This is a genomic window from Rhizobium sp. G21 (genome assembly GCF_014158035.1).
Lineage (GTDB): Bacteria > Pseudomonadota > Alphaproteobacteria > Rhizobiales > Rhizobiaceae > Rhizobium_E.
Genome location: NZ_JACFXW010000001.1, coordinates 1,093,289 through 1,115,248, shown reverse-complemented (window position 1 = coordinate 1,115,248; position 21,960 = coordinate 1,093,289). Strand labels below are relative to the sequence as shown.

The 21,960-nt window shown below is 64.5% G+C and carries 27 protein-coding genes and 1 pseudogene; 19 read left to right on the top strand and 9 right to left on the bottom strand.

The window, feature by feature from the left end; translation table 11 throughout:
* Positions 1–194 precede the first annotated feature (194 nt).
* Positions 195–836 (top strand): hypothetical protein, encoded by a 642-nt coding sequence (locus H2O14_RS05705; RefSeq protein WP_182826870.1) that lies wholly within the window; start codon positions 195–197, stop codon positions 834–836.
* A 40-nt stretch (positions 837–876) separates the two neighbouring features.
* Here H2O14_RS05705 and H2O14_RS27125 read toward each other — a convergent pair whose 3' ends face one another.
* Positions 877–1,377, bottom strand: coding sequence for a hypothetical protein (locus H2O14_RS27125; protein WP_246697301.1), 501 nt, complete (start codon positions 1,375–1,377; stop codon positions 877–879).
* Between H2O14_RS27125 and H2O14_RS05700 the strand changes: the two genes are divergently transcribed.
* The 7 genes and pseudogenes from H2O14_RS05700 to H2O14_RS05675 all read left to right on the top strand — a co-directional run.
* On the top strand, positions 1,366–2,643 hold the full coding sequence (locus H2O14_RS05700) for a DNA-packaging protein (RefSeq protein WP_246697300.1): 1,278 nt from the start codon (positions 1,366–1,368) through the stop codon (positions 2,641–2,643). The genes H2O14_RS27125 and H2O14_RS05700 overlap by 12 nt on opposite strands.
* 171 nt (positions 2,644–2,814) lie before the next feature.
* Complete coding sequence (locus tag H2O14_RS05695) at positions 2,815–3,594, top strand: hypothetical protein (protein ID WP_182826868.1); 780 nt, start codon at positions 2,815–2,817, stop codon at positions 3,592–3,594.
* 164 nt (positions 3,595–3,758) lie between these two features.
* Entirely contained in the window at positions 3,759–3,881 is a 123-nt protein-coding gene (locus H2O14_RS28390) for a hypothetical protein (RefSeq protein WP_281409976.1), read from the top strand.
* 70 nt (positions 3,882–3,951) lie between these two features.
* Positions 3,952–4,371, top strand: a complete 420-nt coding sequence (locus H2O14_RS27120; protein WP_312858553.1) for a glycoside hydrolase family 19 protein — start codon at positions 3,952–3,954, stop codon at positions 4,369–4,371.
* Between the two features lie 60 nt (positions 4,372–4,431).
* The gene (locus tag H2O14_RS05685; RefSeq protein ID WP_182826867.1) at positions 4,432–4,743 is read left to right on the top strand and encodes a Dabb family protein; all 312 of its coding nucleotides are present in this window, start codon (positions 4,432–4,434) and stop codon (positions 4,741–4,743) included.
* 95 nt (positions 4,744–4,838) lie between these two features.
* A complete protein-coding gene (locus tag H2O14_RS05680) occupies positions 4,839–5,237 on the top strand; it encodes a hypothetical protein (protein ID WP_182829468.1) in 399 nt (132 codons plus the stop codon).
* A gap of 118 nt (positions 5,238–5,355) precedes the next feature.
* Positions 5,356–5,553: pseudogene (locus H2O14_RS05675) on the top strand (Dabb family protein); the annotation flags it as partial.
* Here the strand turns inward: H2O14_RS05675 and H2O14_RS29270 are convergent.
* Together H2O14_RS29270 and H2O14_RS05665 are read right to left on the bottom strand one after the other, a co-directional pair.
* On the bottom strand, positions 5,514–5,954 hold the full coding sequence (locus tag H2O14_RS29270; RefSeq protein ID WP_409526942.1) for a hypothetical protein: 441 nt from the start codon (positions 5,952–5,954) through the stop codon (positions 5,514–5,516). The pseudogene H2O14_RS05675 and the gene H2O14_RS29270 overlap by 40 nt on opposite strands.
* A 32-nt stretch (positions 5,955–5,986) precedes the next feature.
* Positions 5,987–6,502, bottom strand: a complete 516-nt coding sequence (locus tag H2O14_RS05665) for a LysR family transcriptional regulator (protein WP_182826866.1) — start codon at positions 6,500–6,502, stop codon at positions 5,987–5,989.
* A 177-nt stretch (positions 6,503–6,679) separates the two neighbouring features.
* Between H2O14_RS05665 and H2O14_RS05660 the strand changes: the two genes are divergently transcribed.
* A complete protein-coding gene (locus tag H2O14_RS05660; RefSeq protein ID WP_182826865.1) occupies positions 6,680–7,351 on the top strand; it encodes a glutathione S-transferase family protein in 672 nt (223 codons plus the stop codon).
* A gap of 110 nt (positions 7,352–7,461) precedes the next feature.
* Here the strand turns inward: H2O14_RS05660 and H2O14_RS05655 are convergent, their stop codons facing one another.
* A complete protein-coding gene (locus tag H2O14_RS05655; RefSeq protein WP_246697529.1) occupies positions 7,462–8,313 on the bottom strand; it encodes an NmrA/HSCARG family protein in 852 nt (283 codons plus the stop codon).
* A gap of 203 nt (positions 8,314–8,516) precedes the next feature.
* Between H2O14_RS05655 and H2O14_RS05650 the strand changes: the two genes are divergently transcribed.
* Positions 8,517–8,876 (top strand): winged helix-turn-helix transcriptional regulator, encoded by a 360-nt coding sequence (locus H2O14_RS05650; protein WP_182826864.1) that lies wholly within the window; start codon positions 8,517–8,519, stop codon positions 8,874–8,876.
* Between the two features lie 165 nt (positions 8,877–9,041).
* A complete protein-coding gene (locus H2O14_RS05645) occupies positions 9,042–9,827 on the top strand; it encodes a PhzF family phenazine biosynthesis protein (RefSeq protein ID WP_182826863.1) in 786 nt (261 codons plus the stop codon).
* Positions 9,828–10,038: 211 nt separating this feature from the next.
* On the opposite strand, the gene H2O14_RS05640 is transcribed toward H2O14_RS05645, so the two are convergent.
* Positions 10,039–10,209, bottom strand: coding sequence for a hypothetical protein (locus H2O14_RS05640; protein ID WP_182826862.1), 171 nt, complete (start codon positions 10,207–10,209; stop codon positions 10,039–10,041).
* A 111-nt stretch (positions 10,210–10,320) separates the two neighbouring features.
* On the opposite strand from H2O14_RS05640, the gene H2O14_RS05635 reads away from it, so the two are divergent.
* The 3 genes from H2O14_RS05635 (at position 10,321) to H2O14_RS05625 (ending at position 12,007) form a co-directional block, all read left to right on the top strand.
* Complete coding sequence (locus H2O14_RS05635) at positions 10,321–10,611, top strand: hypothetical protein (protein WP_182826861.1); 291 nt, start codon at positions 10,321–10,323, stop codon at positions 10,609–10,611.
* 127 nt (positions 10,612–10,738) lie between these two features.
* Positions 10,739–11,218 (top strand): hypothetical protein, encoded by a 480-nt coding sequence (locus tag H2O14_RS05630; RefSeq protein WP_182826860.1) that lies wholly within the window; start codon positions 10,739–10,741, stop codon positions 11,216–11,218.
* Between the two features lie 9 nt (positions 11,219–11,227).
* Positions 11,228–12,007 carry a hypothetical protein gene (locus H2O14_RS05625; protein ID WP_182826859.1) on the top strand — a complete coding sequence of 260 codons (780 nt, stop codon included), beginning with the start codon at positions 11,228–11,230 and terminating at the stop codon, positions 12,005–12,007.
* Positions 12,008–12,482: 475 nt separating this feature from the next.
* Here H2O14_RS05625 and H2O14_RS05620 read toward each other — a convergent pair whose 3' ends face one another.
* Positions 12,483–14,081, bottom strand: coding sequence for a catalase (locus H2O14_RS05620; RefSeq protein WP_182829274.1), 1,599 nt, complete (start codon positions 14,079–14,081; stop codon positions 12,483–12,485).
* A 224-nt stretch (positions 14,082–14,305) separates the two neighbouring features.
* Between H2O14_RS05620 and H2O14_RS05615 the strand changes: the two genes are divergently transcribed.
* A complete protein-coding gene (locus H2O14_RS05615; RefSeq protein ID WP_182826858.1) occupies positions 14,306–15,964 on the top strand; it encodes a putative bifunctional diguanylate cyclase/phosphodiesterase in 1,659 nt (552 codons plus the stop codon).
* 26 nt (positions 15,965–15,990) lie between these two features.
* Here the strand turns inward: H2O14_RS05615 and H2O14_RS05610 are convergent, their stop codons facing one another.
* On the bottom strand, positions 15,991–16,611 hold the full coding sequence (locus H2O14_RS05610) for an FMN-dependent NADH-azoreductase (RefSeq protein ID WP_182826857.1): 621 nt from the start codon (positions 16,609–16,611) through the stop codon (positions 15,991–15,993).
* 134 nt (positions 16,612–16,745) lie between these two features.
* Between H2O14_RS05610 and H2O14_RS05605 the strand changes: the two genes are divergently transcribed.
* Positions 16,746–17,645, top strand: coding sequence for a LysR family transcriptional regulator (locus H2O14_RS05605; protein ID WP_210275413.1), 900 nt, complete (start codon positions 16,746–16,748; stop codon positions 17,643–17,645).
* 21 nt (positions 17,646–17,666) lie between these two features.
* Here H2O14_RS05605 and H2O14_RS05600 read toward each other — a convergent pair whose 3' ends face one another.
* Positions 17,667–18,557, bottom strand: coding sequence for a LysR family transcriptional regulator (locus H2O14_RS05600; protein WP_182826856.1), 891 nt, complete (start codon positions 18,555–18,557; stop codon positions 17,667–17,669).
* Positions 18,558–18,661: 104 nt separating this feature from the next.
* Here H2O14_RS05600 and H2O14_RS05595 point away from each other — a divergent pair, with 104 nt between their 5' ends.
* A complete protein-coding gene (locus tag H2O14_RS05595) occupies positions 18,662–19,300 on the top strand; it encodes an FMN-dependent NADH-azoreductase (RefSeq protein WP_182826855.1) in 639 nt (212 codons plus the stop codon).
* Positions 19,301–19,424: 124 nt separating this feature from the next.
* Entirely contained in the window at positions 19,425–20,312 is an 888-nt protein-coding gene (locus tag H2O14_RS05590; protein WP_182826854.1) for an FkbM family methyltransferase, read from the top strand.
* Between the two features lie 13 nt (positions 20,313–20,325).
* Here H2O14_RS05590 and H2O14_RS05585 read toward each other — a convergent pair whose 3' ends face one another.
* The gene (locus H2O14_RS05585) at positions 20,326–20,622 is read right to left on the bottom strand and encodes a DUF1883 domain-containing protein (RefSeq protein WP_182826853.1); all 297 of its coding nucleotides are present in this window, start codon (positions 20,620–20,622) and stop codon (positions 20,326–20,328) included.
* A 67-nt stretch (positions 20,623–20,689) separates the two neighbouring features.
* Here H2O14_RS05585 and H2O14_RS05580 point away from each other — a divergent pair, with 67 nt between their 5' ends.
* Positions 20,690–21,844 carry a phage portal protein gene (locus tag H2O14_RS05580; protein WP_182826852.1) on the top strand — a complete coding sequence of 385 codons (1,155 nt, stop codon included), beginning with the start codon at positions 20,690–20,692 and terminating at the stop codon, positions 21,842–21,844.
* Positions 21,845–21,960: the final 116 nt, after the last annotated feature.

Sequence of the window (21,960 nt, the reverse complement as noted above, 5' to 3'; positions counted from 1 at the left end):
ACGACCGAAACGACTGTAAAATCCAAAAATAGGAAAAAGTCCTTGACGGCGTGACGGTGATTTGGTAGGGTTATGACATGATCCGGTAAATGCGGCTCGGGACTGGCTCCCGGAGGCGGCGAGGCCGGGAAATAGTGTCGATAGGATGAGGCGTGGGCGTGAGGCTCGCGCCTTTTTTGTTGGGAAAATTTTCCATGACCGACGATCTGGATAACCTCGAGGATGTCGCGGCGGAGCTGCTGATCGGGCGGGCGCTTTTGGGCGACCGGGAGCCGGAGATGGCGCCGGAGATCAAGGCGGCTGGGGAGGAGGGGCGGGAGCTCGCGCGGATGCTCTCCGAGATCGTCACCGAACTCGGCGAGGAGCTGAAGATGTTTCGCGCCATGCGGGCCCGCGCGCAGCAGCTGATGGAGACCGAGGGCGAGGACCACAAGACCGCCAAGGCCGACGCCAAGGCGGCGAGCGAGGCGATCCAGCAGATTGTCCGCACCATCGAAAAGCTCGACAGCCTGCAGCGGGCGCTCGCCGAAGAACGGGCGGCGCGCGAGGAGGCCAGTTTCGGCGCCGAGGCGCACAAGGCGCTGGCCGCGCGGGTGGAGCGGCTGATCGAGGCCCGCGCCCGGGAACTGGCGGTGGAAATGCGCGAGCGGCGTGAGCCGGGCGAGGCGCGGGATGGGCCTGAGAGTGCGGGGATAGCTGAAGATTCTCTGCGGCCCCGGGAAACCGCCGGCCCCGACATGTGTGGACGATCCGGGGAGCCAGACGGCGCGGCGGCGTCGCCCGGCGACGGCGGGCCATGGGCTGCGGCGCCGGTCGAGGCGGCGCGATTGGCATGACGCCGGGTCGGGACCATCACGGACGGTTGGACCGGGGGCCTCACAGCGGACGCTGCGGCAGAAAAATGAAGCGATCGACGCAGAGGCCGGCCGAGCGCTCGATGACAATGCGAAGGCGCTTGAACGGGTGAAAGACGAGCTGATGGCGGCGAAGGGTCTGCACGCATCTCGGAATCGCTTTCGGGATGTTGTGCAAGGGCTGCGAGAGGCTGCAGGCGGATCGGCCCGGGACGGATCGGTCCCGGCGGCGGTTTCGCAGGCGGCGGATGGCGCTGGCGCCGCTGGCGCGATGGCGACGAGCGGCGCCGATGCGGAGGTGAATGCCGGATGTCCGGTCGCGGCAGACGCTGGCCCCGAGCCGCATCCGGGCGCGCGACAGGGCGACGGCGCGGTTGAGGGAGGTCTGGCGCAGGCCGGGACTGACGCCGGCGCTGATGCGGATACGGCGTCGGATCGGGCTTCCGACAGGGCAAGCGAGACTTGCGCCTCCCGGGCTCCTGAGAGTGATGGCCGTGAGGGTGACCAGAGCATGGCCGAACACTTCGCCTTGCCGCCGCTGACCGCCCAAGGCCTTACCGCTCTGCCGGTTCCGGCGCTGCTCCGGCTCGAAGCGCGGCATGCGCTGAGGCGCGACCAGCGGCCGCCCAAGGGCGACTGGCGGAGCTGGCTGATCCTCGGCGGGCGCGGCTCGGGCAAGACCCGGGCCGGGGCCGAATGGGTGCAGGCGCTGGCCACCGGCGAAAGCCCGGTGCGGATCGCCCTGATCGGCGAGACGCTGGGCGACGCCCGCGAGGTGATGGTGGATGGCGTCTCCGGCATCTGGCGCATCGCCCGGGTCGACAGGCCGTCCTTCGAGGTGAGCCGACGGCGGCTGGTCTGGCCGAACGGCTCGACGGCGCAGCTCTTCTCCTCCGAAGATCCCGAAAGCCTGCGCGGGCCGCAATTCGACTATGCCTGGGCCGACGAGATCGGCAAATGGAAACATGCCGAGGAAACCTGGGACATGCTGCAATTCGGCCTCCGGCTGGGGCCGCATCCGCGCCAGGCGGCGACGACGACGCCGCGGACGACGCCGCTTCTGAAGCGGCTGATCGCCGAGCCCGGCGCGGTCCTGACCCGGCTTTCGACGCGCGACAATGCCGACAATCTCGCGCCGGGCTTCATCGCCGCGCTCGAACAGCGCTATGGCGGCACGCGGCTGGGCCGGCAGGAACTCGACGGCGAGATGATCGAGGATCGCGACGATGCGCTGTGGAGCCGCTCGCTGATCGAACGGAGCCGCATCCGCGCGCCGGGGCCAATGCGGCGCATCGTCGTGGCGGTCGATCCGCCGGCGTCGGAAAACGCCCGAGACAGCTGCTGCGGCGTCGTCGTCGCCGGCTTCGGCGAGGATGGCCGCGCGGTGGTGCTGGCCGATTGCTCGGTGGCGCAGGCCTCGCCGGCCCGCTGGGCTGACGCCGTCGTCCGCGCCTATCGACGTTTCCAGGCCGACCGGGTGATCGCCGAGATCAACCAGGGCGGCGACATGGTGACGGCGGTCTTACGCGCCGCCGACGCCAATCTGCCTATCTCCACCGTCTCGGCCCGGCGCGGCAAACGGGCCCGCGCCGAACCCGCAGCCGCGCTTTACGAGCAGGGCCGCGTCGCCCATGCCGGCGCCTTTCCGGCGCTCGAAGACCAGATGTGCGATTTCGGCCCCGACGGCCTGTCGAACGGCGCCTCTCCCGACCGGCTCGACGCGCTGGTCTGGGCGCTGACGGCGCTGATGCTGACGGGGGCGGGCGAGCCGAGGGTGAGGGGCGTGTAGATGGTTGTGTTTATGAGGGTGTAGCAACTTTTTATTGATTTTTTATTCTTCCGATGGTTGAATTCTGTCCAACTATAAAGGGGGAAGAACATGATCTCTGCAAATAAAGGATATGCCATAGTCTTATCTTTGCTTCTGCTGCAGGGCTGCGCGAGTGTCGAGACATCCGAAATGAGCGCCAAAGACATCGGAGATGCTGACCGCGTCATCCGACAGGTGCAGTGCGAAGTGCATGACGGCGTCGAAAAACTGGGGGCAGACAAGACCAAGTTTCTTGAGGGCAACTGGGTCATCGCGCTCGCGGTGAAGCTGAAATCGACGACGGGGCGGGGATTTGCGCCGTCCTTCGGATTTGGCAATCTGGATGGCTCGACCGCGACCGCCGTCAGCGGGGTCTTCGGCCTCAACCTATCCCGGACGACGGAAAATTCGGTCACGCAAAACGTGGTGATCTCCATATCCGCCATCCCGAACAATGTCTGCATGAACCGGCCGGCGGGCGACCTTAACACCGGCGCGATCGTGATGAGGGCGGCCTATGCCGAGCAGAACTACAGCCGGAGGCCTGACAATCTCGTGCCTGTGGTCAGTCTTCCGATTGAAGATCCGCCGATTTCGCAAACGACCAAAATTGCCTCGGCGGAGGGGATCAATAGCGGCGGGGCGACATATAAATCCAAGCATTTTGCGGTTCCCGCCGGCTTCGTCTCCGTGTCGAGTGGCGCGGAAGGGGAGATCAACATGGTTTTCAAGCGGCTGGGACCGCCCGAGACTGTGAGGGCGAAGCCGCAGAAGACAGCTGCGGGCGCGCCGAAACCGAAGCCGAGGTCCGGGATGCCGCCCGCAGAAAAGCCTGACACTCTGGGCGTGCCGCATCCTCTCACCCAGGATCAGATCAACGGCGCCATGAAGAGCTTGTTCGATTACCAGAAAATCGAATCGGAGTATTGAACACCCACGCTGTAGAAATCCGCATCCATGCACCCGGCTCGCGCTCATGCGAGCCGGTTTTTTATGCTCATGGTCGGGCTCGAGCGGCAGCGTCACAGCGAGCGACGGATAGCAATGCACACCCGAGCGGTTCGAAAACACTCGCGACACAGGAGCAACACACCATGAGCATCAACAGGGCGTTCTTTTTTGAGATCATCCGCGAAAGCCTGTTTCCGAACGGGCTGAGACAGAGCCAGGTCGACGGGGCCGAGGCGATCCTCGACGCCTGGGAGGGGGCATGCTGAGGAGGACGACCGCTGGCTGGCCTATATCCTCGCCACCGCCTATCACGAAAGCGCCCACACGCTGCAGGCGGTGCGCGAGACGCTGGCGAACACCGACGACCAGGCGATCAGGCGGCTGGAAACCGCCTGGAACGCCGGCAAACTGCCCTGGGTGAAGACGCCCTATTGGCGCAGGGACGCGGACGGCAAGAGCTGGTATGGCCGCGGGCTGGTGCAGCTCACCCACAAGCGCAATTACGCGGCGCTCGGCGAGCGGCTCGGCGTCGATCTCGTCACCGATCCCGACCGGGCGCTCGACCCGGAGATCGCCGTGAAGATCATCATCGCCGGCATGATCGAGGGGCTGTTCACGACGCGCAAGCTCAAGGAGTTCTTCGACGGCGACAGCGACGACTGGGCCGGCGCGCGGCGCATCATCAACGGGCTGGAAAGCGCCGACCGGCTGGCCGGGCATGGGCGGGCGTTCTATAAGGCGCTGTCGTACAAGTGAGGCGGTTGCAGGCGGCGCGGGGGCCGTGCTAAGCGCGGGCCAGCATCCCCGGAGGCCCGCATGATCCGCCATATCGTCTTCTTCTCCGCCCGCGACAGGGCCGATCTCGACCGCATCAAGGCCGGTCTCTCCATCCTGACCGAGATCCCCGACAAGATCCTGCTCGAGATCGGGACCAACCTGAAGACCGACCAGCTGGGCGGCGAGGCGGACCTGGTCGTCTATGGCGAATTCGAAGACGAGGCCCAGCTCGCGGCCTATAAGGCGCATCCGAATTATCAGCGCTCGATCGAGATCGTTCGGCCGCTGAGGGAGTTGAGGATCGCGGTGGATTATCGGGTGGAGGAGGCGGCGAGGGGGAGCTTGGCGTGAGGGGGCGGGTTGCTTTGCGCCAAGAGGAGACATTGGTCGGGTTGTTCGATTTGGCGCAGAACGGTAACATTGCCCCAATTGGATGGAAGTGAACCGTGCGCCCTGTCAATTCCGTTGTGACCATGCTTGTTCTCTTGGTGTTGTCGCCATTCCCGTTCCTGGCGTTCGTCAACGTCAGCAGAGCGGTGGCTGGTCACGGATTCGAGCCGATTATTGACAACGTGGTGTCCTATCTTCTGCTTTTCCTCATATTCTCGGCAGCCGCGATGACAACCGGCCTCTATCACGCATGGAGACCACGCAGTCGCAACGTTCCCGCCTATGCGTTTGCGGGCGCTACTGGCTCAACAGCCCTCATGAGTGCGGCTGATCTGGTGGATAGCTATTTTAGCACGCCTGGAGTGGGATGGGTTTGGCCGCTCGCAGGCTTTGCTCTTGGCTTTGCGTTTGGAGGAGTTTTCAGAACTGCGCGTAACGGCTTTACGTTTCGATAGAGCAAGACCGCCGCGTCGCGTTCTTCGAAGTGAAAGTCTGCTTTGGGCCAATGGCGGCCAGCCAGCATCGGCGGAGGCTCGCGTGATCCGTCCTATCGTTTGTTCTTCTCCGTCCGCGACCAATTTGACGACCGACCAGCTGGGCGGCGAAGCGGACCTGGTCGTCTATGGCGAATTCGAAGACGAGGCCCAGCTCGCGGCCTATAAGGCGCATCCGAATTATCAGCGCTCGATCGAGATCGTTCGGCCGCTTCGGGAGATGCGGATCGCGGCGGATTATCGGGTGGAGGAGGCGGCGAGGGGGAGCTTGGCGTGAAGGGGGCGGTCTGCGCCGTCGGTCGTCGTCGGCGCTGTGAGGTGGCTATCCGATGCGCAACTCGGGCTCCGCGGCGCAGATGTCGGCGAGGAAATCGATGAAACGCCGCACCCGAGACGGCATGCGGCGCCCCCGGCGATGATCGCGTTGATCGGAAGAAGGGGCGGGGCGTAATCGTCGAGAACGCGCGCCACTTCCCCGGAGGCGAGCACATCCGGAAACAGCCAGCTCGCGTGATGGGCGATGCCGAGACCGGCCAGCACGGCGCCCCGGACATGTTCGGCATCGTTGGTGCGGAAGGCGCAGCCGCCTTCCAGGGTGATCTCCTTGCCCTCGACCGTGAAATTCCAGCCGATCGTGTGGCCCTGATGGACGTAGCCGATCCGCTCGTGGCCCTGCAGATCGTCCAGCGTTCGCGGCGCGCCGCGCCTGGCTAGATAGTCGGCGGACGCCCGGTGATCATGCGCATATCGCCAATCCGCCGGGCCAGCAGAGCGGAGTCCGAGAGGTGACCGATGCGGATGGCGATATCGATCCCCTCTTCGACGAGATCGACGTGACGGCCGGAGACTTCGATGTCGATCGAGACGTCCGGAAAGCGCTCTTTGAAGACGGGAAGCTTTGGTATGACATACATCCTGCCGAAGGCGGGAGCGAGGGTTATCCGCACGAGACCCGACGGCGACGACTGCCCTTCGAGCAGTTTTTCCTCCACGGTCTGGATATCCTCGAGAATGCGGATCGCGGCTTCGTAATATTCCTGTCCGGCCAGCGTGACGGTGAGCGCGCGCGAACTTCTCGTCAGCAGCTGGGCGCCCAGCCGCGCTTCGAGCGCCGCGAGCTGCTTGCTGACCGTTGGTTGGCTCACACTCAGGTCGCGCGCGGCCTGTGAAAAGCTCCCGGTCTCGACGACGCGCGCGAACGCCCGCATTGCGTCCAGTCTGTCCATATTCGCTTTCTCCGTCGAACGGGCGCGGCTCAAACCTGACGTCGCGCCGCGGCTGGTCCATATCTATGCCGATTTCGAATAGAGTCTATGCCTTTACCGTCAATTCAATTCCTCAAGAGAATATGAAAAGGCTTCCTGCGTTGGGCCGCAGCGGTCCTCAAGCCGAGAGGAAGAGATATGACGATGAAGATTTATGGCGATCCGGGCTCGGGCAGCTTGCGCCGCGTGACCACGGCGGCGAAAATAATGGGTATCGAGCTCGAACATGTCATGGTCGATCTTTTCAAGGGCGAAAGCCGGACCGACGCGTTCAAGTCACGCCTCAACCCGCATGGCCTGACGCCGGTTCTGGAGGACGGCGACGTCATTCTCTACGAAGCGGCGGCGATCAACCTGTATCTGGCGGACAAGACGAACTCGCCCTTGGCCGGAGCCAATGCGGAGGAGCGTTTTCAGGTTCTGCAATGGATGTTCTGGTCGGCGGAGCAGTGGCGCGTCTTTGCGACGGCGCTGTTCGACGAGAGCGTGGGCAAGACGGTCACGGGCATGCCGAAAAGCGAGCCCGTGATCGACTTCGCCGAGAGCAAGCTCCGCGCGGCGGCGAAAGTGCTCGACCAGCGCCTGGAGCGCCGCACATTCATTGTCGGAGAGACCCTGACCCTCGCCGATATCGACATCGCCGGTCCGTTTTCGCAGATCGACCGGTCGAGGCCTCCCTTTCGGGAGTTTCCCAATCTCATGGCGTGGCACGACAACCTTCTGCAGTCGTTTCCCGCCTGGGCCGAAACCAAGCGCGAGGTCGATCGCCGCATGGACAGCTTCCTGTCGAGCGTCGGCGTGACGCTGTGAGCATCCGGCGTCGTGAACCTTCTCGATGAACGACGTGGCGGACCCTGCGTCCGCCACGTCAACATCGCGTATTTAAGGACGGCAGCGCGGGAGCGCCGCCGTCGCGCGGATCAACGAAGGGCGATGGGCGCGTTTTCTGCGACCAGGGCCGCCTCGAAAAGCGGTTTGCCGGGCCCCGCTAACCATTCGTCGAAGCTGAGGAACTTTCCGAAGTCTTGCTCGAGGCGGGGGATGTCGGCATGTCCGGCAAGTCGTCCGTCATCGAACAGTTCGGCGAGACGATCGAGAAAACTGTTCTGTCGCAACAGGCTGTCGGGGAAACGGCTATAGGCGATCGGTTTGCCGGCTGCGCGGCTCAAGCTGTCCTGCAGACGCTGCCCGGTGATTTCGTCGCCGGCGATCTCGATGGTCTCGCCGACGAAGCGATCCGGGTTCTGGAAAATCCCGGCGACGATCCTGCCGATGTCCTGGACTGCGATCACCTGCGCTGTCTGATCCGGGCGCACGAAGGATAGGAAATATCCCTTGTCGAGCCCCATTCCGGGCAGCATCAACAGTTCCATGAAGCCGGCCGGACGGATGATCGTGCTCTTGAGGTCGAGCTTGCGGATATGGGCCTCGATCTCCGATTTGCTGTCGAAATGCCCCATGCCGGTCTTTTCGGGGCCGGCGGCATTGACCGACGTATAGACGAGGTGCTCGACGCCGCACTCAGCCGCGATATCGGCGATCGTCGTCCCGTAGCGCACCTCCTGCTCGTCGGTGACGCCGTAGACTTCTCCCTGCCCGGAACTCGGTTGAACGCTGAAGACGCCGTAGACGCCGGACATCGCCGATCTGATCGATGCGCTGTCGGAGAGGTCGCCACGCACGACTTCGACCCCGAGGGACGCCAGGACCTTCGCTTTCGCGCTTTCGGGATCGCGGACGAGAGCCCGAACCGTCCAGCCGGTTCGGCCCAGCGCCGAGGCGACGGCGCCCCTTGTTGTCCGGTCGCTCCGAACACGAGTATGGTCTTGCGGGGCGAGTGCTCCCTGTCGATGTCATGCGCCTGGATGGGCATTTTGCGTCTCCTTGTTGATGAGAGACGAGTTAGGTATACATATTATACGTGAATGCAATTACGCACCTGTACGTTACCTGGTAACCTGGAGTATCCTGCTCGATGACGACGACCTCCCGCGAAGGGCTGGAACTGAACAGGGCGATCCTGGAAGAGATCACCACCAAATGGACGCTGCTGATCCTCGGCTCCCTCTGCGCCGGCCCCATGCGGTTCAACGCCTTGAAGAGGGCGAACGAAGGCATTTCGCAGAAGGCGTTGACCCAGGCCCTTCGCAGACTGGAAGCGAATGGCTTCATCAGCCGCCATGTCGTCAGCACGGCGCCGGTGGCGGTGGTGTATGAGATTTCGCCGCTCGGGCGATCCCTGGAGCCGCATCTCCGCGCGATCCTGCAATGGACGGAAGATCATCGGGACGAGGTTCTCTCGGCGCAAAGAGCCTTCGCCACTCGGTCTGATTGACGTCGAAAAAGGGCAGGAACCGACGAGCGGCGAGGGGCCTTCGACGCGACCGCCGGGCGACGGGCGGAACTTGCGATCGCCTCTCTCTCCGCGACGCGGCGCTTGCGAGGGGCGGCGCGCTCGGGCACAAGGTCTGGACTTCGGGCTCCGAGGAGGATTTCACGCGTGCGCGTCCCCATTTTTCAAGTCGATGCATTCACCAGCCGGCGGTTTCGCGGCAATCCCGCCGCCGTCATGGTGTTGCCGGACTTTCCCGACGATTCCACGATGCAGGCGATCTCCGCCGAGAACAACCTGGCGGAAACGGCGTTCCTGGTGATGCGGCCGGGCGACTATCGCCTGCGCTGGTTCACGCCGACCGTGGAGGTGCCGCTGTGCGGTCATGCGACGCTGGCGACCGCGGCGGTGGTGATGGAGCGTCTCAGGCCCGAGCTGGACGAGGTGGTGTTCGACACCGCAAGCGGCCCCCTGCCGGTGATCCGCGACGAAAACGGCTATGTGATGGACTTCCCGTCGAGACCGTCGGTCCGGGCGCCGGCGCCGCCCGCTTTGGCGATGGCGCTGGGCGTTGCGCCCCGGGAGGTCTGGGTCAATGCGTTCAACTACCTCGCCGTGATGGACGATGCTCGGACGGTCCGGACGCTCGCCCCCGATTTGACGGCGGTCGCAGCGCTCGACCGGCCGGGCGTCATCGTCACCGCCCCGGGCGACGACGGCTATGACGTCGTGAGCCGCTACTTCGCCCCGGCCAAGGGCATAGCCGAAGATCCCGTCACCGGCGGCGCGCATTGCATGCTGGCCCCATACTGGGCCGCCCGACTCGAAAAGACGTCTCTCCGCGCCTATCAGGCCTCCGCGCGCGGCGGCGAGATCGATTGCCGCCTGAACGGCGACCGCGTCGCCCTGCGAGGTCGATGCGTCTTCTATCTCGAAGGCCATGCGGAGATTTGACGGATCTGGCGAGGGCCGGGGGTCGAGGGAGATGTGGCGGGGAGGGTTTGGTGGCGTTGTCCGGGGGCCGAAGGTGACGCTCCGGGACAGATAGCTGCCAGGCAGCTACGCGCCGTCATTTCAGACATAGGGGCTGCGGTGGGATCTTCCCGAAAGCAGACGTCGCTCATTCGAGTTCGAATGGCTCTAAAAGGCGAACGACGACCAAACCTCAGGTCTCGAATGCGGCAGAAGCGGTCATTGGAAAACCATTGCGCTTGTACTTAGGTTTTAGTCGCGTGCCCTTGCCCTTGCCCTCGCGCAGCGCGTCGAGTGAGAACGTCGTTGTATTTGTCGCCTGCTCGACCTGTCTCAACCCGAAGAGGCGGGGATGCCGCCCCATCCCTCAGGCACCCTCTGCGCCCAAAAAGCCCGTGAAAAACTCTGCAATCCCCAATTGATTGCCTGATGCATTTGCAATACAATGCTTGTGCGGCATGTGTCGGGGGATGACATGCAATTGAAATACATCATTTCGACGTTTGCGATCGCAACGGCAATTCTGCTTGCAGAGACTCATGCGTGGGGTGCGCCGTGGGATCCAACCACGCCTTATGGGGGATGCAAGTTCTCCAAGGAAAAGCTCGATTTCGCGGGCGACATTGCAACACAGATGAAATGCCTGCTTCGCAAGGTGCGGAGCAAGCCAAAGGCGCAGATGAACAGCCGATACCTGATTGGTTGGTGGCACATGTTGGCAAACCAATCGACATCTCGGACCAGCAACTCAAAGAGTATCTTTTAGCGAATGATATTGCCCCGAAGTACGTAGGGGAAGGCCTGGTCAAGGGAGCGCGTCCAAGGTCCGCTACTTTGTCATTCATGACACCAGCTGGCCCGAAATCCCCAAGGCAAAGGACTTCCCAAAGAATATGGACGAGTCAAGCTATGGCTGGAACGATCTTTCCGCTTCATGGTCGAAAAGCGATCTTTGTGACAAGGTGAACGCGATCACCAGCCGCGACGGTCAATCGTTGATCTTCCATGTTTGGGGCGAAGAACGGCCGATGTCCGGAATAAAGCTCGAGCTACGCAGGGACAAGCCGGGGAGACGGAACATATTCCCGCAGCGCGGTCGCTCTTCGTGCATGTTGAAAACACGCAGCCAAGACTTAAGCCGAAGGGATCGTGGGCGCGTGGAGGCACCCGTCCCGGGGCTCACCAAAGCCCAGGAGAAGAGGCTTGCGCTCCTTTATTTCACGGCAAGCTATCAGGCGGGCAAATGGCTCATGCCCGCCTACCATTTTAACATCGATGAAGGCATCGACGGCGTCCATGACGATCCCCAGCACATGGATCTGAAAAGTTGGGCCGGCCAGGTGCAAGCTCTGCACGCCCTCATCAAAAAATAGGTGACAGACATGCGGATGACGCAACGTGCCTTGACCATGGCAGCCTGCATAACGATCACGCCGTTAATCGGAGGATGCGTGAGGAAGGAGGCGCCGGCTGAGGTCGTGCAGATGCCGCCGGTTGTTGCACATGTGACGCCGCTGGCGACAGGCGGCAAAGAACCCAAATGTACCCGGGCATGGAAGGCACATGGCCACACCACGCAGAAAGAGGCGAAGCTATTCGCGGCAACATGCCTAACCGCTGAAGATGGTGCGGTCGATCTGACGATGTCGCCGGCGACCGTGCGAACGAAGCTGCGCTCGCTTATACCCTCGGGCCATGCACTCACCGCGATCATGCCCGCCGACATCGACGTCTTCTGCCCCGGCTATGCCAGCACCAACAATGAAGGCCGTGCTGCCTTCTGGCGGGAGCTACTGACCGCGATGGCTAGGCCGGAGTCGGACTACAAGACTAAGACTGTGCTGTGGGAACCAGGCCAATTTCAATACAGCCTTGGCCTGCTGCAGCTGTCCTATCACGACAGAGATTCCTATAGCGAAGCAAATCCGCCCGGTTGCCAGTTTGTGACTGAGGCCGAGGTCACCAATCCCGACGTGAATCTGCAATGCGGCGTCAAGATCATTGCCAAGCTTGTAAGGGACGGTAAGCCCATCGGCGGGAGCACCGCAAAACCCAACAGCGGCGGCGCCGCCTATTGGTCGACCTTGCGCATGTCTTCGCCGGACGCTCGCAATGAAATCATTGCAGCGACGCGCGCCATCCCTGCATGCCGCGCTAACTAAAGGCCGACCTCGACGTTTCCACGCTTCAGGTGTAGAAGGCGAACTGGTCCAGGTTTAGCAAGGCCTGCAGCGCACTGTGGACATGGCGGCTTGTCGTGGTACCGAACATAAGCGGACAGTCTGCTTCCGGCCCCTTTTCAGCCTCTAAACTCAACGCAGCTCATCTCTCCTTTTGGCGCTTACGCGACCTCAGCCAGAGCCGGGCGCATCCAACGTCAGGGATGGCCGATCGGCCGCCAGCATCGTTAGACGCTTGCCAGATCCGACCATCGTGTTTGTCTCGATCCGAGACCCAGCCGATTTCGCGAGCGAGTGACCGGGCGTCGAGGCCGACCCTTCGGCCGGCGTCGAGGTTGCGTCGGCCGCCCGTCACCCGGACCGGGGGCCCGAATGCGGTTTTCTCGATCTCCGCCTCCGACGGTGGAACGTCGGAGATGGGATCGAGGAAATCAGAGCGGCGTGTTCGGGCGTCGCGTTACTCGGCCGCGGCGTTTTTCTGGCCTTCGCCCCGGGCGATCGAGGCTGTCTCGGGAATGCCCTGATAGCCGGAGATCGATTTGGCGCTCGCCATGCCCGGAGCCTTCGAAGCGCCGCCGACGAGATCGCGGGCGGCCTTTTCGATCCGGTCGCCGATGTCCTTGTCGACATTGCGCCAGTAATCGAAGGCGCGCTGCAGGATGGGTTCGCTGACGCCCTTGGCGAGATGCCCGGCGACGTTCTTCACGAAGCGTTCGCGCTGCGCATCGTCCATGACCTCGCGCACCAGCGCGCCGGGCTGGCTCCAGTCGTCATCGTCCTGGCGCAAGGTGTAGGCCGCGCGGACCATGTCGCCGTCGGCCATCCACGTCGCTTCGCCTCCGGTTTGCGGTTGCGCGCCGGGACCGCCGTAGGAATTGGGCGCATAGACCGGATCGACCGCGTTGACGGTTCGCCCGCGTCCGGCGCGCGAATAGGAATGGACCTCGGCCGCCTTGGCCTGATTGACCGGGATCTGCTTGTAATTGACCCCGAGCCGGGCGCGATGGGCGTCCGCATAGGAAAATCCGCGCGCGAGCAGCATCTTGTCGGGGCTGAGGCCGATGCCGGGCACCATATTGTTGGGCTCGAAGGCCAGTTGCTCGATCTGGGTGTCCCAGTCTTTGGGATTGGTGTCGAGGGTGAGCTTGCCGACCTCGATCAGGGGATAATCCTTGTGCGGCCAGATTTTGGTCAGGTCGAACGGATTGATGCGATAGGTGCGGGCGTCTTCGAACGGCATGACCTGGAATTTCAGCGTCCAGCTGGGGAATTCGCCCTTGTCGATGTGATCGAACAGGTCGCGACGGTGATAGTCGCCGTCCTGGCCGGCCATTTCATCGGCGGCCTGTTGCGTCAGATGCGCGTTGCCGTCGCCCAGATCGGTGTGGAAATGCCACTTGACCCAGAATTTGTCGCCCGCTTCGTTGATCAGCATATAGGTGTGGCTGCCATAGCCGTTCATCTCGCGCCAGTTTTTCGGCACGCCGCGATCGCCCATCAGATAGGTCACCTGATGCGCGCTTTCGGGGCTGAGCGTCCAGAAGTCCCACTGCATGTCGTGATCGCGCAGACCGTTGTCGGCCCGGCGCTTCTGGCTGCGGATGAAATGCTGGAATTTCATCGGGTCGCGGATGAAGAAGATCGGCGTGTTGTTGCCGACCATGTCGAAATTGCCGTCTTCGGTGTAGAATTTCACCGAGAAGCCGCGCGGATCGCGCCAGGTGTCGGGACTGCCGCGCTCGCCCGCGACGGTGGAGAAGCGGACCGCCGTCTCGACTTTCGCGCCGGGCTGCAGGAATTTCGCCTTGGTGAATTTGCTGATGTCCTGCGTCACCTCGAAGCGGCCGAAGGCGCCGCTGCCCTTGGCGTGCGGCTGGCGCTCGGGAATGCGCTCGCGATTGAAATTCGCCATCTGCTCGATCAGATAGTGATCGTTCAGGACGATCGGGCCGTCGCGCCCTATCGTGAGCGAATGTTCGTCGCTCTGGACCGGGATGCCGGCGTCGGTCGTCGTGCGGGGGCGGGGGTCTTGTCGGCCATGATGGCGCCTCTTCAGTGCGTGTGGGTGGTCAACATCACAAACGGCAGGATGAGCGTTAGGTTCCGCAGCGGGCGCCGCCCGACGGACGCCGGCGGCGATTTCGCTCCGCCGGCCGGCGGCTGGGGCGCAGAAAAGCTTTCCGCGCCGGTAACATCGTTTGAGATAAATCAGAAGTTTCTAACGGAGGTGTGGTAATATCGCCGCAGACGACAGAGCTCGGCGCGATGGATCGGAAAGCCATGGAAGCGGATTACATCTCGACCAATGTTCTGGATTTTGCGGAAGCAACCTATCTGTCGCTCATTTCCGTCAACAGCCGGGGCGTGATCGAATTCGTCAATCCCGCCGCCTGCAGCCTGTTCGGCTATGCGCGGGACGAGTTGGTCGGGCAGCCGATCACCATCATCGTGCCCGAGCGGATGCGCGGCGCGCATCTGGCCGGCTTCACCCGCGTCGCCAAGGGCGAGCAGCCCAATCTCGGCGGCAGAACCGTGGAAGTGTTCGCGCTCAAGAAGAACGGCGTCGAATTTCCCATCGAGATCACCCTGTCGGTCTGGGAGGGGCGACGGGGCCATTGCGCGGGCGCGGTGATCCGCGACATTTCCGAACGCCGGGAGCGCGAGGCGCGCCTTCTGCGCCTGGCGTCGCAGGATACGTTGACCGGCCTCTACAACAAGCATCAGTTCATGGCGCTGTTGCAGGACACGCTGATCGCCGGCAGATCCGCGGCGGCCGCGCTGATTGATCTCGACGGGTTCAAGGAGGTCAACGACACGCATGGCCATGCCGTGGGCGACAGCCTGCTGCAGGCGGTCGGCGTGCGCCTGTCCTATCTGCTCAGCGCCGACGTGCCGCTGGCGCGGCTGGGCGGCGACGAATTCGCCGTGCTGTTTCCGGCATCGGAGGCGACGGAGGTCGATGCGGAGGTCCGGGCGATCCTGCACGCCTTCCGCAAGCCGTTCACGCTCGGGCCGCTGTCTCTCGACCTCTCGGCGAGCGCCGGCGTGGCGCTGGCCCCGCAGCATGGCGTGGACGCCGACGAACTGCTCGCCTCTGCCGACTTCGCGCTCTATCGCGCCAAGGCGGCGGCGGCAGGCAGTTTCCGCATCTTCGAGCCGTCCATGCGCTCCGAGGCCCAGGCGCGCCGCGCCCTGCGCGACGAGTTGCGACGGGCGTTGCGCGACAATGAATTGAAGATGTTCTATCAGCCGCAGGTCGACCTGCGGACCAGCAGGATCACCGGCTTCGAAGCGCTGATCCGCTGGGCGCATCCCGTCCGCGGGCTGATGTCGCCGGCGGCCTTCCTGCCCGCTCTCGAGCAGAGCGCGCTGGCGCTGGATATCGGCTGGTGGACGCTGGAAGAAGCCGCCTCGATGGCGGCGCGCCTCAATCGCGGCGGCGGGGACTACAAGGTCAGCGTCAACCTGTTTCCCGCGCAGTTTCGCGCCCTGAACCTGTGCGACAAGATCGAGAGCGCGCTGCGCGACCATGCGCTGCGATCCGACCTGCTGGAGCTGGAGGTGACGGAACAGATCGCGCTGGCCGACGACGACCGGACATTCGAGACCTTCGCCGCCATCCGCGACATGGGCGTGGGCGTGGCCTTCGACGATTTCGGCACCGGTTTCGCGTCGTTGAGCTCGTTGCAACGCTTTCCCCTGACCACGCTGAAGATCGACAAGGCCTTCGTCGGCGGGCTGGAGCACAAGTCGTCCAACGCCGCCATCATCCGCGCTCTGGTGGCGATGAGCTCGGATCTCGGCCTGGACACGATCGCCGAAGGCATCGAGACGGAAGCCCAGGCCGACGCGCTGCTGGAAATGGGATGCCCGTCGGGACAGGGCTACCGCTATGGCCGTCCGATGCCGGCCGAAGACGTGCTGGCCCTGGCCACCTGACGCGGGACTGCAGCGTTTCGGTCCGCTCAGGCCGCGGCCGCGGCCGCGGCGATCTCGGCTGCGAAACTCTCGAGGAAGGCCTCGCGCGACATCTGGCCCATATCGACGGACTTGGCGTTGCCGCCGGCCACGACCGTGACGTCCTCGATGCCGATCACCGCGAGGATCAGCCTGAGATAGGTCGTGGCGATGTCGCGGTCGCGGATCGGCGAGTCTTCGGTGTAGACGCCGCCCGACGCCATCGCCACGGTGCAGGCCTTGCCATGAACCAGCCCTTCGCCGGAAAAGCCGAGCGTCCGGCCCTTGCGGACGATGTGATCGATATAGGCCTTGAGCACCGCCGGAATATTGTAGTTGTAGACCGGCGTGCCGATGACGATGTGATCGGCGGCGAGGATTTCGTCGACGAGCGCGTCCGACAGGCGCAGCATGTCTTGCATCTCCGCCGACTGGCGGTCGGCGGGGGTGAAATAGGCGCCGAGCCAGGGCATGGTCACGAAGGGCAGATTGCTCTCCATCAGGTCGCGTTCGATCACCCGGCCATCCGGATTGTTGGCGCGCCAGCGGTCGACGAACATCGCCGACAGCCCGCGCGATAGGGACTGGTCTCCGCGGGGACTGGCATTGACGACGAGCAAGGTGGGCATGGGAACTCCTGAAGGGTCGATTGATTGCGTCTAGGGCGCCGCGTTGCCTGCGGCTCCGGCAGAGATTTACGGGATGACGCCAGTCACAAAAACTGATCAAATAGTGATCAAGACGATCATAAATGGAGATGGGCGTGATCGAGAGCCTGACGCTGGACCAGCTGCGAATCCTGGTGACGGTGAGCGACGAGGGCGGGTTCGGCGCCGCGGGGCGGGCGCTCGGCCGGGTTCAATCGGCCATCAGCCAGTCGATCAGGGCGCTCGAGGACAATCAGGGCGTCGAGCTTTTCGACCGCAGCCGGCAGCGGCCGGTGCTGACGCCGGTGGGACGCGTGCTCGTCGAGCAGGCGCGTGCGATCCTGGCGAGCGCGCAGCGTTTCGAAGCCATCGCCGCCGGAACGCGGCAGGGGCTAGAGGCGTCGCTGACGCTCGCCATCGATCCGCTCGTGCCGACCGAGCCGCTGATCGACAGCATGCGGGCGTTGCGGGACAGATTTCCCGACCTGCCGGTGTCGTTTTTCACCGAAGGGCTGGGAGGCGCCGAGCGGCGGCTGCGGTCGGGATCGGCGTCGCTGGCCTTCTGTCTGCTGCTGCCGACGGTCCCGGACGATCTGATGGCCTATCCGCTGATGGATCGCAGGCTCATTCCCGTGGCGGCGGCGGAGCATCCGCTGGCCCGTCTGGCGCGTCCGCTGAGCCGTGACGATCTCCACGCCCATATCCAGCTCGTCCTGTCCGACGCCCTCGGCGCCGAAGGGCCGAATTACGGGGTGATCAGCAGCCGGGTCTGGAGATTCGTGGATATTGCCCGCCGCCTGGATTTTCTGCTCGCAGGATTCGGCTGGTGCAGGATGCCGCCCTATCTCGTCGACCAGCACCTGGCGGCGGGTCGCCTGAAGGCGCTCGATCTCTCCGGCGACGCGCCGTCCCGCGCCGAGACATTGCCGATCTATGCGGCGCATATGCGCAATCGTCCGCTGGGGCGGGCCGGAAGCTGGCTGCTGGACGACCTGCGCCAGCGCCTGACGCCATGAAAACGGGCGCAGCCGGGGATGTCAGCGACCGGGGCAGCGGCTGAGCCGTTCGGCCAGCGAATCCGTCAGCAGCTTCACGCGCGCGGTCGCTTCGCCGCCCGGCGGCCTGACGACGTAAATGCCGAATTCCGGCGTCGGGTAGTCGGTGAACAACTGTTCGAGCCTGCCGTCGGCGATCTGGTCCTCGACCAGGAAGGACGGCGAATTGCAGACGCCGAGCCCGGCCACGGCCCAATCGACGATGGTCTCGCCATTGTCGGACCGGAAGCGGCCGGCGACCTGGATCTGCGTCCAGCGCCCGCCGATCCGGAAGCTCCAGCCGCCGACCGGAGACATGGCGTAGAGCAGGCAGGAATGACGGGCCAGATCGGCCGGGGTTTCCGGCCGGCCCATCTTCTCCAAATAATCCGGGCTGGCGGCGACGACCGAGCGTATCGGCGCGATGCGCCGGGCCATCAGGCTGGAATCCGGCAGGGCGCCGATCCGGATCGCGACATCGAAGCGCTCGGCGATCATATCCACCACCCTGTCGGTGAAGGAGACGTCGATTTCGAGCCTGGGGTGGGTCTGTCCCATCTGCACCAGCGTCGGCGCCAGCAGGCGGGCGAAGGCGGTGGGCGCCGCGAGCCGCAATTTGCCGGCGACCTGGCCCCGATGCGCGGCGGCGGCGTCGCGGGCCTCGTCGAAGGCGCCGATGATCAGCTCGCTGCGCTGCCGGAACTCGGCGCCGGCTTCGGTGAGGGTGACGCCGCGCGTGCTGCGCGACAGAAGTTGAACGCCGAGGTCGCGCTCCATCTTGGCGATGCGCCTGCTCACCACCGACTTGGCGACGCCGAGCCTGGCCGCCGCCCGCGTGAAGCCGCCGCCGCCCGCGACTTCGACAAAAGCCCGCATATCCTCGATTTCGATCATCGCGTTCCTCTGGAAGCAACAGTGTTGTGCCCAGACGGCGGCTACTGGCGCCGCCAAAGCATCACTATTCCTTAGCCCGGCATTCAACGCATAGGAATACGGCAATGACGAATATTCTCGTTCTCAAGAACAGCATCCTCGGATCAGCGTCCGCGTCGAACGAACTGGTCGATTTCGCCCTCGAAGCCCTCGGACGCGCCGGCGACGCGCCGCGCATCGTGACGCGCGATCTCGCCCGCGACCCGGTGGCGCATCTCGACGGCGACGGCGCCGCCGCCCTGCGCGGACAGCCGCCGGCGACGGCCGGACAAGCCGCGGCGCTGGCGCTGTCGGACCAGCTCGTGGCTGAACTCGTCGCCGCCGACACGATCGTGATCGGCGCGCCGATGTATAATTTCGGCATGCCCTCGACGCTCAAGGCGTGGTTCGACCATGTGCTGCGGGCGGGGGTGACCTTCAGCTATGGGGAAGCGGGGCCCAGGGGCCTGATGACGGGAAAACGCGCCGTCGTGATCCTGGCGCAGGGCGGCGTTTACCGGGACGGCCCGGCCGCGTCGATGGATTCGCAGGAGCCGCATCTGCGCAACCTGCTGGCCTTCATCGGCATCATCGATATCGTCGTGATCCATGCCGACGGGCTGGCGATGGGGCCGGATGCGCGCCAGGGCGGAATGGACAACGCCCGCAAGGCCATCGCGCAGCGTCTCGACCGGACCGGGACCGGACGCATGATGGCCGGCTGACGACGCGCGCGGGGAGCCGGGCCGGCTCGGCTCCCGATCTTCCCGATCCGACGGGGCGGCCTGCGACGGCTCCGGGCAGGCTCCGCATGGTTTTCTCCGGCAAAGGATTCGCCGGGGTGAGCGCATGGAGACCGACTACAAGTTTCGCATCAGGGGCATGGAGCGTCCGCTGACCGAGATGCATTTCCGCCACGACGATCAGAACGTCAACGAGAACCACATCCTGCAGTTTCTGCGCGCCGGCGGGGCCTATGAGCCCGACGTGACCAATCTGTTTCGCCTGGCGCTGAGGCCGGGGGACGTGTTGGTCGATATCGGCGCCAATGTCGGGTATTTCTCGGTGCTCGGCGGCCTGCTCGTCGGCCCCGGGGGACGAGTGATCTCGGCCGAGCCCGACCCCAAGAATATCGACCGCATAAGGCTGCAATGCCGGCTGAACGGGCTGGAGGTCATCGACATTGTCGACCGGCCGCTGGCGGAGGCGGAGCGCGACGCGGAATTCTTCTTCAACGCCAAGAGTTCGGGCGGCAACGCGCTGTGGGACCCGGTGAAGTTCAACGGCGACGCCGGCATGAGCGGCGGGGCGAGAACGATGCGGACCACGACGCTGGACGCGGTGCTGGCCGAGCGCGGGCTCGACGGCGCGCGGCTGGTCAAGATCGACACCGAAGGCGCCGAGCAGCTGATCCTCAGGGGCGCGGGCGACCTGCTCGACCGCAAGGCGATCCGCTTCATCGTCGCCGAGATGCACCAGAAAGGCCTCGCGCAGCTGGGCGGCGGGCTCGACGAGATGCTCGCCTATATGGCGGGCAAGGGCTATCTCTGCTTCCTGCTCTATTACGATGGACGCCCGCCGCAATTTCTCGCGCCGGGCATGGCCTATACCGCCGAGGTGATGTGCAACGCGCTGTTTTCGACGCCGGACGGCTATGCCGAGCTCTGGCCGGCCGTGACCCACAACCCCGGAATGGAGCGCGATCCCGTGACCGGAAAACTGCGGCTGCATACCTGAAGAGCGCGGCGCCTCACGCCTGGGCGGCGGCGCGCTGCGGCTGCGGCTGGCGGATATAACTGATCTGGTGGCTGATTTCGGCCTGCCTGCCGCCGAGATCGATCACCACGTTCCAATGGCCCGAGGCGGGCGCCGGCAGCTTGACCGGGAACAGCTTGGCGTGGCCGCCGAAGAAGGTGAATTTGGCCCTTTTCTTGTAGGCCTCGAAATTCTGATCGTCCATCAGGAAGACATTGCATTGATGCGAACACTGGACGACGACGATGTCGCCCTTGTTGAGCCCCTGACGCGCGTGGATGAAATTAGCCATGGCCGGTGGACCTCCTTTCCCTGTGCCGAAGCTGCCACGACGCGTTGAACATAAGGTAAATCCGACGATGAAAAATACATCTTTCTTGCCCTGGCGGCGACGCCGGGAGGACACCGCGCCGGCCGAGCGCAAGGGGCTCGAAAGCCTGATCGCCTTCGCCGGCGAGGGGCGGGTGGTGTGGCGGGAGAAATCCTACGCCGCGCTCGCCCGCGAGGGTTTCATGAAGAACCCGATCGCCCATCGCGGCGTGCGGCTGATCGCCGAGGCCGCCGCCTCGCTCGCCTGGCTCTGCCATGTGGGAGGGCGCGAGGCGGCGGCGCATCCGGCGCTCGCGCTCATCGCCGCGCCCAATCCGCGCCAGTCGGGGGCGGAGTTTTTCGAGGCGCTGTTTGGCCATCTGCTGATCTCCGGCAACGGCTATGCGCTGCCGGTGAAGGCCGGGACGCGGCTGGCCGAACTGCATCTGCTGAGGCCCGATCGCATCAGGGTGATCGAGGGCGCCGATGGCTGGGCCGAGGCCTATGACTACACCGCCGGCGGCCGCGGCCGGCGCTATCCGGCTCTCGGCGAGGGGCGGCTGCTGCATCTCAAACTCTTTCATCCGCTCGACGATCACCTGGGCTTTGCGCCGCTGTCGGCGGCGCTGACGGCGCTCGACCTCTCTAACCGCGCCGGCGAATGGAACGCGGCGCTGATCGAGAATTCCGCCCGGCCCTCGGGCGCGCTGGTCTATCAGCCGCGCGAGGGCGGCAATCTGAGCCCCGACCAATATGAGCGGCTGAAGGCGGAGCTCGCCGAGGGCTATTCGGGCCCGGCGCGGGCGGGGCGGCCGATGCTGCTCGAAGGCGGGCTCGACTGGAAATCCATGGCGCTGACGCCGCGCGAGATGGATTTCTTCGAGGCCAAGAACGGCGCGGCCCGCGACATCGCGCTCGCGCTCGGCGTGCCGCCGCTGCTGCTCGGCCTGCCCGGCGACAACACCTACGCCAATTACGCCGAAGCCAACCGCGCCTTCTGGCGGCTGACCGTGCTGCCGCTCGCCGCCCGCACGGCCTCGGCCTTCTCGGGGTTTCTCTCGGAGATTTTTGGCGAGGAGATCAGGCTGAGCCACGATCTCGACCAGGCCTCGGGGCTCTCAGCCGAGCGGGATGCGCTGTGGGCGAGAGTGGGGGCGGCGGGGTTCTTGACGGATGCGGAGAAGCGGGAGGCGGTGGGGTATTGAGGGGGGCTGTAGGCGACGAGTCGTAGAGTGTCCCATGTTGCGGACGTTCACGGCGCTGAATGACTGAGTTGTCGTTGCTTTGAAATTACTCTGATGCTCGGGAGTCACTGTTAAAA